The sequence below is a fragment of the Bacillus sp. RZ2MS9 genome, assembly GCF_001816185.2.
In the GTDB taxonomy this organism is placed as follows: domain Bacteria; phylum Bacillota; class Bacilli; order Bacillales; family Bacillaceae_G; genus Bacillus_A; species Bacillus_A cereus.
Window position 1 is genome coordinate 2,944,904 of the sequence record NZ_CP049978.1, and the last position, 15,354, is coordinate 2,960,257.

Sequence of the window (15,354 nt, forward strand, 5' to 3'; positions counted from 1 at the left end):
TTAAAAATCGTTTCTTTTGTTAAACGAATTTCTATCATAAAAAGTTACGGGGGATTTGTTGTTTTACTTTAATCCTACAAATAAAAAGAATCCATCTTGAAAAATTAATCAATACGGATTCTTAAATTAGATATAATTGTTGAATTACTAACTCCGCACAACTTCCCCATCAACTAACTCAATAATTCTAGTACACTTATTCGCTACTTCTATATCATGGGTTACAATAATAATCGTTCGTCCTTCTTCATTCAGTTGTAATAGCAAATTCATAATTTCTTCTCCTGTTTTTCTATCTAAATTCCCTGTCGGTTCGTCAGCCAATATTAATTCTGGTTCACCTACTAACGCTCTTGCAATTGCGACGCGCTGCTGTTGTCCACCTGATAGCTCGTCCGGTGTTTTATGCATATGTTCTTTTAAACCTACTTTTTCTAAATAGAACTTCGCCTTATTTTCTCTTTCTCGTTGCTTTAGCTTTCTATATGTGAGTGGTAGCACTACATTATCTAGTACAGTATGTTCTTTTAACAATGCAAAATATTGAAATATAAATCCAATCATTTCATTTCTTGTTTTATGAACTTTATTTGCTCTAATTTCAGTTAATGATTTTCCATTTAACATATATTCACCCTCATTTGGCATATCAATTAACCCTATAACATTTAGTAATGTACTCTTCCCTGAGCCTGATCGCCCCATTACCGCTATAATTTCGCCCTTATTTATCGTTAAATTTATACCGTTTAACGCGAACGTATTATGATTCTTATTACTATACACCTTCTTAATATCTTTTAGTTCAATTAACCCCATTATTCCATCCCACCTATTAATGTTTTCGGTTCAAGCTTTCTAATAAATAAGAAGACAATTACATTCGAGACAACGATGATTAATAATAAGAATAGAAATACTAAAAACAATATAGGCATATCCAATTTAAAGTCTAATACCGTTGCTTCCTTTAAATCCTTCGACATTTGTAATAGAACCCCATACCTCCATGAAAAGTAAGTTATCGACATTCCTAAGCCAGTTATTGCTACAATAATGTTCTCTAAAACAATTTGAATAAACATATCAAATTTACTTTCGCCAAAAGCTATTTTTATACCAAATTCCCGCTTTCTCATCAAGATAGAAACAATGGTCGTTACTACAATTCCGACGATCGAGAATACAACGAATAAGATTCCTACTATAAGTTGAGGTATTTCCGAATAGCCGTTAAGAGTAACATCTTCATTTATTTCATCACCTAAACTTTTTAAATGAAACGTACCGCCGTTTCCTTTAAGTTGAATTGATTCTTCTAGTTTCTTTACATCTGCACCTTTTTGTAAATATAAAACTGTACTTTGATGTAGTCTTAAAAACATTGCTTCATATTTTTCAAATCTATCAAATGACATAGGCATTATCATTGCGTAATCCAACTTCAAATATGTGTTCGTCGTATTATTATTTACGATAAATTTATTTTCTGGCAAAAACCCTATAATTGTATATCGATCATTAATTGTATCTCCAACTTGAAAATATTTCTTAAAGTAAGAACCCATTAAAACTTTTGTTTTTTCTTCACTATTTTTTTGAAAGTCATCATGCGAGAAACCTTCTTCAGGTTTTAAAGGTAAACGTAACATTTTATAGTAATTTTCATCTACAAAAATTGTTTTAATAGTAGGTCTTTCATCGTGAAACGTTTTATGTTTCAAATCAGTAATCATACTGTTTTGAAATGGTCTATTACTTGACTCTATTTCAATAACTCGCTCCTCGTATGTACCATACGAAATCACATCTTTATTTTGATGAATTGTATTATAAACCGCTTGAATTTTCTCTTTATTAAATTGATTGCTTTGTAATCTATCTGTCGTCATTTCAAAAGTAACTAAATATGTTTTATCCACATTTAATACCGAGCTGGATTTATCGTTTAGATGGTGTAAATTATAAAATACATTAATTGAACTCGTTAGAGTTGCTAATCCAAATGTAATCTGTATTAGAAGAAGTACGGAAAATAGAAATCTCTTTTTTAATGCTATGAACGCACTTTTTATTCTCATCATTTTTACTCCTTTAATGCTTTAGCAGGTTCACTTTTAAGCACATATACAAATGGTATTACAGAGAGGATGAAAGCTATAGTAAGTGAAAGAAATACACACATTACAATATGAGTAGACTGTAAACTAATACTATAACTTGTAAACTCTATAATATTTTCACTCAAAATGCTAAAAATCCATTGTATGCATATTGCACAGGCTGATGCAGTGATTGCACATAAAAATAATTGACTAAATATAAAAATAAAAAGATTTATATTACTTGCTCCCAAAGCTTTCCTTAACGACAAACTTTTTTTCTTCGTATAAATCCAATAATAACTTACTATTATATTGGTAATGAAAGCTATACATAAAAGCCTATATGGAAAACTGAGTAACTCTTCTACGGCTTCACTTGAGTTTTTTTCCTTTTCATAGTTCTCTTTTTCACTAATCACTTTGGCATTTATATCTTTATTGTTCTGTTTCATATGCTGTATGAAAGTTTCTATTTCCTTGATAGGGTTTTCATTAGAACGAACAATCATTTGGAATGTATTATCTTTTTGTATCATCTGTTTCACCTCATCTGGCATGTCATTTAGAGAGACGAAAATTTTAATATTATACTCATATCCAGTATTTTCTCCAGCTACGCCTTTAACTGTATATTCCTTATTAAATAATTTTATTGTTGCCATATCCTTATAAATTTTCTTCCCCACTATTACACTATTTTTTTCATCTTGTCCCATCTGAGAACCTTTTAGCAAAGGTGGAGACCAATTTTTATTAAGGAGACCATTCATTATTACGTGGCCGATATCCGGAATAGTAATACGAATATCATTTGTAATAACACTAGCGTTTTTAAAATCAGATTCTATTAACGTCTGAAATTGTTCGAAATTGATTTCCCCCATATTAGTAAGTTGAACTGAATAGTAATAATTAAAATAACCATTTTTACTATCATAAAATTTCTCATCATAATAATCTCGCGTCGACATTGCGATCAGGATTGGCCATATTGTCAATACAAATCCAATAAATAGCATAATGAATATTGTTTTGTTCACCACTATTTCTTTTAATACTAGATTCATATATCCTCCTCATTTTAAAAACCGTGAAAAAGGTATGTATCCTTTTTCACGGTTTTTGTTGATTTTTATTTAATTACCATTTCCTTAGAAGTGTACGCACTATCCCCTACCATTATCCATTCATGACCCGAATAACCTCTGGTCACCGGTCCTTTGGATGCAACGCTAACGTTTATACGATCTGAAATTTTAGCATCATACAATGCTAACTCTTTAGAAGTCCCATCATCAAAGCTAGCTCTTACAGTCATCTTGTAAAAATGAGGTTCGTCCTTTTTTGCAGTATAGGCAGTTGCCTTAGCTTTTGCTCCGCTTCCTGTCCACGTTGCATTATTATCCCAACTAATCGAAGCAAATGAAACGGAAGAAACCATACCTAATAAAGAAGCAATTAATCCTGTAACAGCTAAAGTTTTTGGAAGTAAGCTTTTCATATATCCTTAATCTCCCTTTTTAAAATATTCACTTAAATATTTAAGTATTTTTAGGCCTTGTCCCCATTATACATAAAGAAAGACTTTTTATATTAAAAAACCCTAATATTTACACTTTTAACAAAACCCTTACATTCCCATGAACTTTACGTCACAAAACAAAAAGATGGTATAAAACCAAAATTCACCCCATCTTTTTACTACCATTATTGATTTGACTGTATGCCAGGAAGAATATATTTCACAATCAATTCCCATCTATCCCGTGCATTCGGCATAGCTTCAGAAGCAATTACTACAACCAAATCCTTCTCTGGAATACAACAAATCATATTCCCACCGTCACCCATAGCACAGTATGAAAAGATTCCATCTTCTTCTCGAAACCACCATAAGTAACCATATTGATTTTGGTTCATTTCTGTTGATTCTTTTATCCATGATTTTGATAGTATTTGTTTTCCATTATGAATACCTTCATTCAAATACAGCTGTCCAAACTTAGCTATATCCCTAACCGTTAACGTTAGTCCCCAGCCGCCCGTCGAAATGCCGTTTGGATCGTGAACCCATCCTTTCACATCTTTTCCGAATAAGTCATCGAATCCAAATGCTTTCATATTGTAGTTTGGAATTTCGCTCATGCCGAGTGGTTGAAATAAGTACTCATTCGCAAATTCACGTGCACTTTTCCCTGTTGCATTCGTAATCATTGCTGATAGTACATGCGCTCCTGCAGATGAATATTTAAAAGCTCCAATCTCTCCACCGTTCCCCATTCTATGAAGTGTATACTGTACCCAGTCTGGTTGTGTACATAATTCTTCTAACGGTTCCTGCCAGTCTACAAAAGGGTATGGAGCTGTCATTGTAAGTAGGTGTCGCACTGTTACTTCAGATGACTTTACTTTATATTCAGGGAAAAACTCTATTACTTTTTGATCAACACTTTTTATATAGCCCTTATCTATACATATTCCAATTAGCGCAGAGATTATCGTTTTTGTAACTGACGCTACATGAAATGTATCATTTTGTCCGTAATCGTTATAATATTTTTCAAAAATAACATTACCTTTCCGCACTACTAACATACCATTCATATTTTCATATTCTTCTTTTATAATCTGATCTAACTTTTCAGCAGTTTTCATTATTCTTTCCCCTTTAACCTATGATTAAAAAGGTTCGATAGGTACATATATATCAACTATATGTTTATGCTTTGGATTATTTCTATATACTTCAAAAGGATACGAGTCTCTCGGTTTATATCCGCTATTTGGCAGCCATTCACCGTATAAGAAATCCCATGCTCCTTTATATTCATCTTGGAATATTTCAAAATGTCCTACTGCATATTTTCCAGAAGGTATTACCATTATTCCAACGTCGTTCGTTTCTACTGTGGATTCATCTGAAATTGTTACACATAGACTTGTTCTTAAATGATGGTCCTCAGTAAATTCATGATGATCGTGGTAAATGGTTAATACTTTCGTATCCTCAAATACATGATCGTTTTTCTTCGCCGCGTAACGAAATAATTTTTCTATCATTTCTGGAAAAGCTATAGCTAACTCTTCATATGTACCTGTATGTCTTATGTATGCGACGTTTATATCGTCCGCTGTTACAATTTCAACATTTCCTCGAACCTTCTTACATTCATTGTATTGAGGAATTCCCCTTACGTCTTTGCAATTCTTGCTATTATCGTTTCGATATTGAGACGGACTTACACCGTAATAATTTTTAAATGTTCGGGAAAAAACTGCTGAATCTGTGAATCCGAAGTGATACGCAATATCTGTAATCGTCATGTCTGCGCGATATGTAAGTAGATGTGTTGCCCTTTCTAGTTTCAAGCGATTCACATACCGCGATAATGGCTCATCAACTATTCCTTTAAAAATCCGATGAAAATGATACTTCGAAAATCCTGCTATATCAGCTAGCTCTTCAATGGATAATGAACTGTCTATGTTTGATTCTATATAATCTTGAACCTTATGTATGCGTCTTACATACTCATTTCTACTCTGTTTATTCTCCATACTCTTTATCTCCTCACAACAAAAAGAACCATCCTAGAATACTTTTAGGACGGCTTTCTATTCGTAATAGATTCTTCCATATTCTATTGTTAAATCGATATAATTTCACTATATTTTTTAAATTGATGGTAATGTGGCAGCATCCCGATTTAATTGAAAGAAACAACTATTTTTTTATAGCCCTACGCAAATTAATAATATTATTGGGATTTAGCTCCCATTGTCTCATAAGTTCTTTTTGTCTTGTTTTTAAGTCTTCAAATGGTTCTTCCACTATGTCGATTTTATTAAATTTCCCTTCGAAAACTAAAGCATTTTTTATCTTTTTATATCCACCAAAACCTAAGTCATCATTTAGTAACCAGACTACTCTCTGTATTTTTGCGAATAAAATACCTCCTGTACACATTGGACACGGTTCCAACGTGCTATAAATAGTAAACTTCTCATTTTTTATTTTTGCATCAAACATTGCTTCCCCTGCATTGCGAATAGCGTCTATCTCTGCGTGAGCTGTTATGTCTTTTTGTGGATGCACTCTATTTCTTCCTCTTGCAATGACATTATTATTTCCATCAACAATAACTGCTCCTACTGGATATGTATTTTCTTTTAATGCCATTTCAGCTTCTTCCAATGCCATCTGTAAAAAATATCTATCTCTTTCAAAATGCATATAAATCCCCTTCTTTTGATGAAATTATTTTACAGAAATTGCTTTTGACATCCCACTCACTTCTATCAAATTAACAAAATAAAAAAAGATATCATTATGTCTGCAACAACAGGGCAAGAATGGTGTTTTGATATAAACTTAATTTAATAGAATTTGTGATACAATCCAATCGCCATTAAGCTAAGAAAAACAAATACCCTAAAACGAGAAATTTTAAGGGATCATAAAATTTTCAAATTTTTAATTCTTGTTTTGACGTTTCTTTTGTATGCTCCCTATAACCCCAAATACAATCGCTACTGCTAAACATACGATTGAGAAAGTTTGTAATACGTTTGTCGAAAAATAGCCTACCCCTAACACTACTGCTAAAACGATTCCTGCTACTAACATTCTCCGTTGCTGCATATCCATGCAATCATTCCCCTTTTATCTACACATTTTTCAAAAATAAAACTCTACTCCCGCCATTCCCATCATAATTTGTATGTACCGATACACCCTCTACCTCATCATCCCCAGCCTCAATTCGAAAACCGATTTCTTGATGAAACTGTATCGACTTTTTATTAGTTGGTGACGTAATTGCTTTTACAACTGTACGATTATTTGCACGAGCGACATCAAAGAAATAAGAATACAATGTCGATGCGATTCCTCTTCTTCTATACTTCGGATTTACACCGATAAAATGAACGTATGCTTCATCTTTATATGTTTGTGAAAAAAATCCGCATAAGAAACCTAACGTTTCGCCCTCTTCTTCAATGATAAAACTCGTTTCTTGAAAGTGAACAAAAAACAGTTTTGGCAACATGGCAACCATGTCTCTCCCGCCCCACCATTCATTTAAAACTGAATGAATCTTTACATAATCTTCCCCTTGGATATTTCTTACTCGCATATGTTTCTCCCTCTCACTCACTTCATTTTTTCATAAATTTTAATGACTGTTTCTACTAATAGGATGAATACCCATATCCCGCAAAATACAAGAACAGACTGGAATATGGATCCAATTATCATAACACCAACTGTACCTGTTATTGAAAAAGATATTCCACCAAGCCCTGGATCTTGTATAAATGCTCCAGCAGAAAAAGCAGTTATAATTGATACTATTAAATAAATAACACTCGTTATTTTTAATATCTTTATAGAAAGATACGAGGTTTTTTCTTGTTCCACTTGTGATAATTCGATTTCCCCGCTCTCAATTCCTTTTTGCAAACAGTCTTCACATAGAAATTCTTCCTTAATTTTTTTACCACCGTGCATCGTACCTGTTATTTCTTTACATCTTGAACATTTTCGATTTATCATGTTGTTATCACTCCAATCTGTTAAGATTATACTTATACAATTCTACGTTTACCTTAATATTCCTTTTATGTATTTTATAGAGAAAGGTCGTGTTTTATGATTTCAAAACTCACATTTGGCTCTAAAAAAATTAACGTTCATTATACATTAAGGCCTAGTTGTTATGCGATTATTTTTCAATCATCTTCTTCAAAGATTGCTGTTATCCAAAAAGGAGACCGTTACTTTTTACCTGGTGGCGGTATGGAAGGTAATGAAACAAAAGAAGAATGTTTGCACCGTGAACTACTAGAGGAATTAGGATGGGCAATTAAAATTGATCAGTATATCGGTAATGCTGCTCGATATTTTTATGCAGAAAAGGAAGATATATATTATTTAAACGATGGATTTTTTTATATTGCGAATATGGTGCAGAAACAAACTGAAAACTGTGAGGAGGATCATGTTCTAAGGTGGATGTCTCCATTGTATGCTATAGAGCTTCTCATACACGATCATCAAAAATGGGCCGTTGAACAAGCGCTTTTATTACAAAAACAAAAAGGATCTCCTTCTATATGAAAGAGATCCTTTTTACTGTTAACTTACTTTTTTCAAATTGAGAGCTGGCTTTTTGATTCCACCTTTTTTTACAACATATAAACCGATGAAGATAATAAGCCCGCCAACTAGTTGCATCATATTAATTTGCTCCCCTATTGTTACTGCCGCAAAGATCACTGCAAACAATGGCACAAGATACATATAAACCATTACTTTCGTTGAGCCTATTTTACTAATACCGACATACCACATTGCAAGTCCGAATATGGTCGCAAAGACGATTGAATATGCTAGTGATCCCCAGCTCGGCATATCTACTGGCCACGTTAGTGTGTTTACATTGAGTAAACAGTATATAACGAGAGGTACAATTCCAATTAAAGTAGACCATGATGTAACTCTCATTGCGGAGTATTTTGTAATGAGTGGTTGCGCTAAAATTGGATACCATCCCCACGCAATTGCTGCGACTAATCCAATTATATTTCCGAGCCACGCATACTCGTAAGTAGCTCCTCCTGTATGTCCTGTTAATAAAACGAATGCTGCACCAATAAAGGCTACGATTGAACCAATTTGTACTTTCATCGAAAAACGTTCTTGTTTGTGCAATACTGCTAATATCCCTGTAAAAATAGGTGACATTGCAATTAATAATGAAGCGTTCGTTGCTGAAGTATATTTCACAGATAGCATAAACATCGTTTGATACATTGTCGTTCCAACGATGCCGACTGCTACTAATCGTAACCAATCTTTTCTTTCAATACGTAATGAGCGTTCCATCATAAAAGTAATAAGTAATAATACCGGTGATGCTACTAAAAATCGTAAACTATTAAATTGAATGGATGACATATATGCCACGCCATACTTTCCTATTGTATAATTTGCTCCCCATACTAATGCAACAGATACTAGGAGCCATTCCATTTGCCATCGTTTCATCCGAATCTCCCCTTCCATATTTAGCATAGTAAAATTGGCTGGATATAACACCGTCCAATTGGCTGTTTTTTTACCCAGCCAATTTGTTATACTGAATGTATATAAGAGATGCGGAGGCGTTTGTATGGAATGGAAGCTAGATAACGACAGTAAAATCCCTATTTATCAGCAAGTTGTTGACTTTATTGAAAAACGTATTACATACGGAGAACTTCCTCCAGGAAGCTTCCTACCTTCCGAACGAAAATTAGCTACACAGTTAAATGTAAACCGAAGTACAGTAACGACTGCTTATAACGAACTACGTGCTATGGGAATTGTAGAAAGTACGACTGGTAAAGGTACACGTGTAAGTACACATATGTGGGGCGTTTCTCCAACATTAACGCCTAACTGGAGAAATTTCGTAGAAGGCGGTACGTTCTTACCAAACTTACCGTTACTTCGCCATATTCGGGCAGAAGTACAACAAAATGAAAATATTATTGATTTCGCAAACGGAGAACTCGGTTGTAATCTCTACCCACACGATCAACTACAAACAATTTTACGAGAACAACCGTTAACACATTCATTAAGTTATGATCATCCGCAAGGCTATCTCCCGCTAAGACAAGCGGTCGTAAAATATATGAAAGAATATTTAAAAGTTGAGGCGACTGAACAATCCATTATGATTACATCCGGCGCCCAGCAAGCACTTCACCTTATCGTGCAATGTTTATTAAATCCAGGTGATGCCGTCGCTTTCGAAAGTCCATCGCACTGTTATTCCTTACCCCTATTCCAATCAGCAGGTATTCGTATTTTCCCGTTACCTGTTGATGAACATGGTATTAATCCAGACGATGTGCAAGAATTATATAGAAAGCATCGTATTAAAATGATCTTTTTAAATCCAAACTTCCAAAATCCTACGGGAACGATGCTTCATCCAAACCGTAGAAAAAAACTATTATCACTTTGCGCAGATTTACGAATTGCAATTGTTGAGGATGATCCATCCAGCTTGCTGACGCTAGAAAAGAAACAACCTTGCCCTACTTTAAAATCGATTGATGAAAATGGAACAGTTATTTATGTACATTCTTTATCAAAAATGATTGCGCCAGGATTACGAGTCGGCTGGCTCGTCGCTCCACAATCTGTAGTAGAAAGGTTATCCGACGCAAGGCATCAAATGGAATTAGGAATGAGTATTTTCCCGCAGTGGCTTATGCAGCAGTTTTTCGAAACTGTACCATTTCAGTCGCATATCGTACCGTTACGAAAACAACTAGCAGAAAAAAGAGACGTTATTGTTCGAGCTCTAAACGAGCAACTTCATGATAAAATCTCTTTTTCAAATCCGACCGGTGGAATATACATATGGGGAAAATTAAAAGAACCGATAAACGAAAAACAACTTATTATGCAAAGCTTAAAACAAGAAATTGCTTTTATGCCAGGTAGTATTTTCGGCGCGAAAGATGGTTATATTCGTTTATCTTATGGAAAAGTGGATATTGATCAAATTGAGGAAGGTATTTCTCGTTTGCGGGAGGCTATTTTGGTTTGTGAAAAATAACTTTACATAAAGCTCTATCGTTTGACAAAAGAAAAATCTACCATTATTATCAACACGAACCTAGTTTTCCCGCATTAACGGGCAATAAAACTCCCACCTCAAAATTCAGCTGTAGCAAAGAAGTTAGGTGAGAGATCAACTGCCCGTAAATGCCCGATTGGTTCAATTAATAATCAGTGGAGGATGAACCCCCCACTGATTAAAGTTTCACTTTATAGGAGTGATAAAAATGGAAATTTATGTTGATGCAGATGCTTGTCCTGTAAAAGATGTAATTATTTTTGAAGCTACGAGTGCAGAAATTCCTGTAACTCTAGTTACTAGCTTTTCTCATTATTCTAATGCTCAGCAGCCTAAAGGTGTAGAAACAATTTATGTTGATTCCGGAGCAGATGCTGCAGATTACCGAATTATGCAGTTAGCAAAAAAAGAAGATTTAATCGTAACACAAGATTACGGTCTTGCTTCGCTCGCTTTAGCAAAAGGCTGTATCGTTCTACACCATAAAGGCTATAAGTATACGAATGATAACATCGAACAATTGTTACAAACACGATATTTAAGTGCAATGGTTCGAAAAAGTGGTAAACGTACAAAGGGACCGAAACCATTTACAGCAGAAGATAAAGAGAAATTTAGAGAGCTCTTTAAAAGTATGATCGCACTTTAAAAATGAATCGTCTATTTGCAAGGAAAACTTCGCAAAACAAAGAAGAGAATATCGTAATGAACATTCTCTTCTTGAGGTTTACCCTTTAAAATGAAGGTAAATTATCTAAATTATTTTCTTTTATTCCATCAGGTTCACTACGTATAATATCTCTGCCATACTTATGAAATACGTCCACATGAGCTAACTTCCCTGATTTTGCTTCACTAAGAGCAGTCATATAATCTAACTCTCTCCCGCTACTTGTTTTAAAAGCAATCAAATCACCTTCATCATTTTTACGAACAGCAACAATTTGTTCTGCTCCTGAAGTAACTTCCTGAGCTATTTCAAATTGAGCTTGCTCTTCCCCTTGATGTAAATAATCATTATATACTTTTTCAAAGTCTTTTTTGTCCATTAAACTCACCTCCAAAACATTTTATTAGTATGGTTGGGAGGTGTTGGTTTTATGTACTTTTCTGTTAGAAAAACGAATTTTTAATACCTACGCAAACCCTTTAAAGTCTCCAATATATCATCTGTAAAGGCTGTACTACCCTCTGTCTCTAAAGCTCTGAAATATAAACTTCTTAAGAAAGCTCTAATATTTTGTACTAAAATATCATATTGAGGATGCGGGATGTCTTCAACAATTGCTATACTATGTAACCAATTGCTCCACTCTTCTTCAGTTAAAAGATTTTGGTTACGTAACGACATAATTGGTGCTACTAATCTCTCATCCTCAAAGTGAATGTATACGTAGTCATGTAAGCGGACCTTCTGACGAACGGCAGCTAGTATTGCATATGAGAACTCACGATTTTGGATTGTACGTGCTAAAGCATCGAGTGCATCTGCTGCATGTGCAGTAGAGTGCGCCCAGCCTTTCCCTTCTACATAGCCCCTTACATCTTCTTCTAAATATACATATTCCAGCACTTGTTCTGCTACACTGTACAGTTGTTCTTCGGATAACAACGGTTCTCTTTCATGAACAGATAAAATAAGTGGTGGAATTAATACGGAGAATGCACGTTTAAATACAGAGTCTGTTCCCTTTTCACCAATTTTATAAAATAAATAATCAGGACTAATTGCTTGTAGCATTAACCCTCGTAATTCTTTTTGTCTAAACACATCATTTGTAATCCATGTATGAAGCGTACTATAAATTAAATCATCACGTAATTCAGCATCTGGTGATCCGATATAATCTAGCATCCACTGCGCATATGGATATGCATCTACGTCTTCTGGTACAGCATAATTGTTATTTTTAATTTGTAGTAGTTCTTCTTTTAGTTCTAGTACTTCATTCATTATATTTCTTGTCCCCTTTTTGCGTTTTTTATTGTCTTATCCCCTTTTATTTGCTTCATAAAATTAATTTAATTATAACAATAAACAAAAGGCTATACATATATTTCTGATTATGTATTACGCTCTTTCATGAAATATAACTTCTGGATTTCCTAAATCACTATTCTTAAATATAACATTCGTACACTCTTTCGGATTATGCTCATCTATATACATTTTACAAGCCGCGTGATACCTGTTTAAAAACATCTTCTCTGCTTCTTCATAACTTCCAAAAGCTTCAGTTTCCCGCTTAGCACCACGTTTTCTCGCAATCTCAAAATTTGTATCTACAAAGATTTTGTAATCAAATAAATGCGCAACGTCTTTTTTCAATAGAAACGTTCCATCTACTATTAATATCATATTTTGCGTGGCCAATAGCGGCTCATTATGTACAGGCATATCCGTTATTAAGTTATGAGAAATCGTTTCATACTGTAAATTTCCGTTAGGTCCTAAAGGCATTAATAATCTTTCTTTGAAAGCTATATAATCGTGTGCATCTTCATAATACCCTCTTGCAGATTCTTTTCCTTTTGCATAGCGAATCACTCTTGGATTATGAAAATCATCAATGCTGGCGCGTGTTACTGGTAATCCTCGTTTTTTTATTTCTTCCGCTAGTTCGTTTGCAAATGTTGTTTTTCCTGAGGCTGTAATACCGCTTACTCCAACTCTTATTGGATGGGTTAAGTTTAGCTTTACAATATGATCTGCAATTTCTTTGATTCGTTGTTTTCGGTTCATGATATCTCCCTTTATAATTAGTTGACATAATATAATTATAGATAATAATTCATGTCACTATTTGTCAGTAAATTGATATCCTTTCTCGAATCGCTGATATCTCGAAAAAATCATTGATATATTTTAAGTTATGATAGATATATTTGAAAAATCGTTGATATATTATTAGCTTACTTTCCCTTAAACCCTCGATATAAAGCAGTCCGTAATTCTTGTTTGTATTCTTCAATTTCTGGCATTTCGAGTTCTTCTGCTAGTCTGATAGCTAATTCAATATCATACGGTACTCGTACAAGTTGAATAGAAAAGCTCGCTGCTTCTTTTTCATTGTAAGTCCCTTCAAATATTAAATAGGAAGCTTGTGTTATTTCAAGTGGGTTTCCTACGCTACCGGCATTACATAACGTTTTCCCTCTGAAATTTTGAACGAATGCTTGGTGAACGTCACCGTAACAAACGACATCTGGTTTTCTTTCCCCTTCTATATTTTCCGTCAGATCACTATTTTCGAACATACTAATACGTTCTTCTCTTGAAGCGTGTGGTTGAATTCTTTCATATAAACTTCTCGGTGAAGCGTGAAACATACGAATGAATTTCCCACTCATATAAAACTCGATTGAAAATGGTAAGTTTCTTAAATAGTCATTTTGTTCTTCCGATAATTGTTTTTGATGCCATTTCAATGCTTCAAATTCAGTCGGCTTTGTAATAAAATCATCCCAGTTTCCCATTACGACTACTTCACATTCTTTACGAATGATTTCAATTGCTTCACTGGAATGAGGTCCTTTTCCTACTAAATCTCCAAGGCAAATAATGCGCTCGATTCCTCTTAATTTAATATCATTCAACACGGATTCTAATGCTTGAATATTACCGTGAATATCTGAAATTACTGCTATTTTATCCATATAAATTACTCCTTTATTTATTAAATTCACTTGATTGATACCATTTTGGAATATAAGATGAAAAATGATTATGATCTTCTAAAATTCCATTTAATCTTTCCTTCATATCATCTAATAAATATGGTGTGCTTCGGTTTGTCCATACGATATCAGCCGGGAATATCATTGCTGCATATAATGAGTACAGTTTCCAAAAATGTAGATCAGGTTCTCCTCCGCAATAACCGTGAACTTGTCCAATCGCGAATGGTTTGCTTATATTCGTTGTAAATAGTGCTACTTTATGAAAATCATGAATAGGATCACCAATATCGAATCTAGCAAAATCAATGACAGCCCGAAACTCATTTTGGTCAATCATTATATTAGCCGGATGAAAATCGTCATGTAAAAATACGATGGGACGATTTTTTAATAAATCTTTATGATTTCCTACAAAATCTATCACTGTATTTAAATGAAAAAAGTCTACTTCATATTCTTTCAACGCTTCTAAGTATCTCTCATATTTACTCCATATAGACATTTCCCATGAATTACTTTTATCTTCTTTTTCAACTAAATGAATCTTTTTTAGTACTTCTCCAGCCTTTTTTCCAGCCCTATACTGCTCTTCTGTAGACAACGTTCTTAATATATCTTCACCATCTAATCCATCAATCCATTCAAAAACTTGTACACATTTATTGAATTTTGTAAGACTAATAAAATGAATTAATTTTGGCATAGGAATATGTAAAGAATCTAGCTGCTGCATATATTCATATTCTTCCTGCTTCCGTTCAAAATATGATGAATCGCATACTTTAATAAAATACGAGGCCCCACTCTCTAATTCAATTTTATATTTCTCATCGAATGAAAAGCCTTTTGAAATAACAGTCGCTTTTAACATACGAGGCCATTCTAGTATTCTCTCTATCTCTCTAAGCATTTCTTCCACAACGTTCACC

Annotated in this window: 19 protein-coding genes; 3 read left to right on the forward strand and 16 right to left on the reverse strand. The window is 33.9% G+C overall.

What is annotated here, in order from left to right; genetic code table 11:
- Nucleotides 1–147: 147 nt before the first annotated feature.
- The 10 genes from BHV55_RS15095 to BHV55_RS15140 all read right to left on the reverse strand — a co-directional run bounded on the left by BHV55_RS15095 (nucleotide 148) and on the right by BHV55_RS15140 (nucleotide 7,662).
- Nucleotides 148–819, reverse strand: coding sequence for an ABC transporter ATP-binding protein (locus BHV55_RS15095; RefSeq protein WP_000522859.1), 672 nt, complete (start codon nucleotides 817–819; stop codon nucleotides 148–150).
- Nucleotides 819–2,084 (reverse strand): ABC transporter permease, encoded by a 1,266-nt coding sequence (locus tag BHV55_RS15100; RefSeq protein ID WP_246874066.1) that lies wholly within the window; start codon nucleotides 2,082–2,084, stop codon nucleotides 819–821. The genes BHV55_RS15095 and BHV55_RS15100 overlap by 1 nt, the downstream gene beginning before the upstream one ends.
- 2 nt (nucleotides 2,085–2,086) lie before the next feature.
- Nucleotides 2,087–3,172 (reverse strand): FtsX-like permease family protein, encoded by a 1,086-nt coding sequence (locus BHV55_RS15105; RefSeq protein ID WP_001055055.1) that lies wholly within the window; start codon nucleotides 3,170–3,172, stop codon nucleotides 2,087–2,089.
- Between the two features lie 65 nt (nucleotides 3,173–3,237).
- Complete coding sequence (locus tag BHV55_RS15110; protein ID WP_044584588.1) at nucleotides 3,238–3,606, reverse strand: hypothetical protein; 369 nt, start codon at nucleotides 3,604–3,606, stop codon at nucleotides 3,238–3,240.
- Nucleotides 3,607–3,812: 206 nt separating this feature from the next.
- The gene (locus BHV55_RS15115; RefSeq protein WP_048568592.1) at nucleotides 3,813–4,760 is read right to left on the reverse strand and encodes a serine hydrolase domain-containing protein; all 948 of its coding nucleotides are present in this window, start codon (nucleotides 4,758–4,760) and stop codon (nucleotides 3,813–3,815) included.
- Between the two features lie 24 nt (nucleotides 4,761–4,784).
- Nucleotides 4,785–5,663 carry an AraC family transcriptional regulator gene (locus tag BHV55_RS15120; protein WP_070756625.1) on the reverse strand — a complete coding sequence of 293 codons (879 nt, stop codon included), beginning with the start codon at nucleotides 5,661–5,663 and terminating at the stop codon, nucleotides 4,785–4,787.
- Between the two features lie 166 nt (nucleotides 5,664–5,829).
- Complete coding sequence (locus BHV55_RS15125; protein ID WP_000545361.1) at nucleotides 5,830–6,339, reverse strand: nucleoside deaminase; 510 nt, start codon at nucleotides 6,337–6,339, stop codon at nucleotides 5,830–5,832.
- 240 nt (nucleotides 6,340–6,579) lie between these two features.
- Nucleotides 6,580–6,753, reverse strand: coding sequence for a hypothetical protein (locus BHV55_RS15130; protein ID WP_000367555.1), 174 nt, complete (start codon nucleotides 6,751–6,753; stop codon nucleotides 6,580–6,582).
- A 19-nt stretch (nucleotides 6,754–6,772) separates the two neighbouring features.
- Nucleotides 6,773–7,243, reverse strand: a complete 471-nt coding sequence (locus BHV55_RS15135; protein ID WP_070756627.1) for a GNAT family N-acetyltransferase — start codon at nucleotides 7,241–7,243, stop codon at nucleotides 6,773–6,775.
- 17 nt (nucleotides 7,244–7,260) lie between these two features.
- Nucleotides 7,261–7,662 (reverse strand): DUF3980 domain-containing protein, encoded by a 402-nt coding sequence (locus tag BHV55_RS15140; RefSeq protein ID WP_000610500.1) that lies wholly within the window; start codon nucleotides 7,660–7,662, stop codon nucleotides 7,261–7,263.
- Nucleotides 7,663–7,758: 96 nt separating this feature from the next.
- Here BHV55_RS15140 and BHV55_RS15145 point away from each other — a divergent pair, with 96 nt between their 5' ends.
- Entirely contained in the window at nucleotides 7,759–8,226 is a 468-nt protein-coding gene (locus BHV55_RS15145) for an NUDIX hydrolase (protein ID WP_000624001.1), read from the forward strand.
- 18 nt (nucleotides 8,227–8,244) lie between these two features.
- Here BHV55_RS15145 and BHV55_RS15150 read toward each other — a convergent pair whose 3' ends face one another.
- Complete coding sequence (locus BHV55_RS15150) at nucleotides 8,245–9,156, reverse strand: DMT family transporter (protein WP_000832986.1); 912 nt, start codon at nucleotides 9,154–9,156, stop codon at nucleotides 8,245–8,247.
- Between the two features lie 124 nt (nucleotides 9,157–9,280).
- Here BHV55_RS15150 and pdxR point away from each other — a divergent pair, with 124 nt between their 5' ends.
- The gene (gene pdxR / locus BHV55_RS15155) at nucleotides 9,281–10,723 is read left to right on the forward strand and encodes a MocR-like pyridoxine biosynthesis transcription factor PdxR (protein WP_000454896.1); all 1,443 of its coding nucleotides are present in this window, start codon (nucleotides 9,281–9,283) and stop codon (nucleotides 10,721–10,723) included.
- Between the two features lie 229 nt (nucleotides 10,724–10,952).
- On the forward strand, nucleotides 10,953–11,393 hold the full coding sequence (locus tag BHV55_RS15160) for a YaiI/YqxD family protein (protein WP_065703788.1): 441 nt from the start codon (nucleotides 10,953–10,955) through the stop codon (nucleotides 11,391–11,393).
- A gap of 85 nt (nucleotides 11,394–11,478) precedes the next feature.
- Here the strand turns inward: BHV55_RS15160 and BHV55_RS15165 are convergent, their stop codons facing one another.
- From BHV55_RS15165 to BHV55_RS15185, 5 genes are all read right to left on the reverse strand, one after another.
- Nucleotides 11,479–11,793, reverse strand: a complete 315-nt coding sequence (locus tag BHV55_RS15165; protein ID WP_000358163.1) for a DUF3892 domain-containing protein — start codon at nucleotides 11,791–11,793, stop codon at nucleotides 11,479–11,481.
- Between the two features lie 80 nt (nucleotides 11,794–11,873).
- On the reverse strand, nucleotides 11,874–12,698 hold the full coding sequence (locus BHV55_RS15170) for a DUF2785 domain-containing protein (RefSeq protein ID WP_001006672.1): 825 nt from the start codon (nucleotides 12,696–12,698) through the stop codon (nucleotides 11,874–11,876).
- Nucleotides 12,699–12,815: 117 nt separating this feature from the next.
- Nucleotides 12,816–13,487: a nucleoside/nucleotide kinase family protein gene (locus tag BHV55_RS15175; RefSeq protein WP_001080548.1), complete on the reverse strand. Its 672-nt coding sequence runs from the start codon at nucleotides 13,485–13,487 to the stop codon at nucleotides 12,816–12,818.
- A 170-nt stretch (nucleotides 13,488–13,657) separates the two neighbouring features.
- Nucleotides 13,658–14,401, reverse strand: a complete 744-nt coding sequence (locus BHV55_RS15180) for a metallophosphoesterase family protein (protein WP_000357653.1) — start codon at nucleotides 14,399–14,401, stop codon at nucleotides 13,658–13,660.
- Nucleotides 14,402–14,414: 13 nt separating this feature from the next.
- Nucleotides 14,415–15,344 carry an aminoglycoside phosphotransferase family protein gene (locus BHV55_RS15185; protein WP_016110239.1) on the reverse strand — a complete coding sequence of 310 codons (930 nt, stop codon included), beginning with the start codon at nucleotides 15,342–15,344 and terminating at the stop codon, nucleotides 14,415–14,417.
- Nucleotides 15,345–15,354: the final 10 nt, after the last annotated feature.

Coding starts and splice junctions, on each gene's coding strand:
- pdxR (WP_000454896.1), top strand. CDS start 9,281: ATGGAATGGAAGCTAGATAACGACAGTAAAATCCCTATTTATCAGCAA.
- BHV55_RS15170 (WP_001006672.1), bottom strand. CDS start 12,698: ATGAATGAAGTACTAGAACTAAAAGAAGAACTACTACAAATTAAAAAT.
- BHV55_RS15135 (WP_070756627.1), bottom strand. CDS start 7,243: ATGCGAGTAAGAAATATCCAAGGGGAAGATTATGTAAAGATTCATTCA.
- BHV55_RS15145 (WP_000624001.1), top strand. CDS start 7,759: ATGATTTCAAAACTCACATTTGGCTCTAAAAAAATTAACGTTCATTAT.
- BHV55_RS15120 (WP_070756625.1), bottom strand. CDS start 5,663: ATGGAGAATAAACAGAGTAGAAATGAGTATGTAAGACGCATACATAAG.
- BHV55_RS15095 (WP_000522859.1), bottom strand. CDS start 819: ATGGGGTTAATTGAACTAAAAGATATTAAGAAGGTGTATAGTAATAAG.
- BHV55_RS15125 (WP_000545361.1), bottom strand. CDS start 6,339: ATGCATTTTGAAAGAGATAGATATTTTTTACAGATGGCATTGGAAGAA.
- BHV55_RS15105 (WP_001055055.1), bottom strand. CDS start 3,172: ATGAATCTAGTATTAAAAGAAATAGTGGTGAACAAAACAATATTCATT.
- BHV55_RS15130 (WP_000367555.1), bottom strand. CDS start 6,753: ATGGATATGCAGCAACGGAGAATGTTAGTAGCAGGAATCGTTTTAGCA.
- BHV55_RS15140 (WP_000610500.1), bottom strand. CDS start 7,662: ATGATAAATCGAAAATGTTCAAGATGTAAAGAAATAACAGGTACGATG.
- BHV55_RS15115 (WP_048568592.1), bottom strand. CDS start 4,760: ATGAAAACTGCTGAAAAGTTAGATCAGATTATAAAAGAAGAATATGAA.
- BHV55_RS15100 (WP_246874066.1), bottom strand. CDS start 2,084: ATGATGAGAATAAAAAGTGCGTTCATAGCATTAAAAAAGAGATTTCTA.
- BHV55_RS15180 (WP_000357653.1), bottom strand. CDS start 14,401: ATGGATAAAATAGCAGTAATTTCAGATATTCACGGTAATATTCAAGCA.
- BHV55_RS15150 (WP_000832986.1), bottom strand. CDS start 9,156: ATGAAACGATGGCAAATGGAATGGCTCCTAGTATCTGTTGCATTAGTA.
- BHV55_RS15165 (WP_000358163.1), bottom strand. CDS start 11,793: ATGGACAAAAAAGACTTTGAAAAAGTATATAATGATTATTTACATCAA.
- BHV55_RS15110 (WP_044584588.1), bottom strand. CDS start 3,606: ATGAAAAGCTTACTTCCAAAAACTTTAGCTGTTACAGGATTAATTGCT.
- BHV55_RS15175 (WP_001080548.1), bottom strand. CDS start 13,487: ATGAACCGAAAACAACGAATCAAAGAAATTGCAGATCATATTGTAAAG.
- BHV55_RS15160 (WP_065703788.1), top strand. CDS start 10,953: ATGGAAATTTATGTTGATGCAGATGCTTGTCCTGTAAAAGATGTAATT.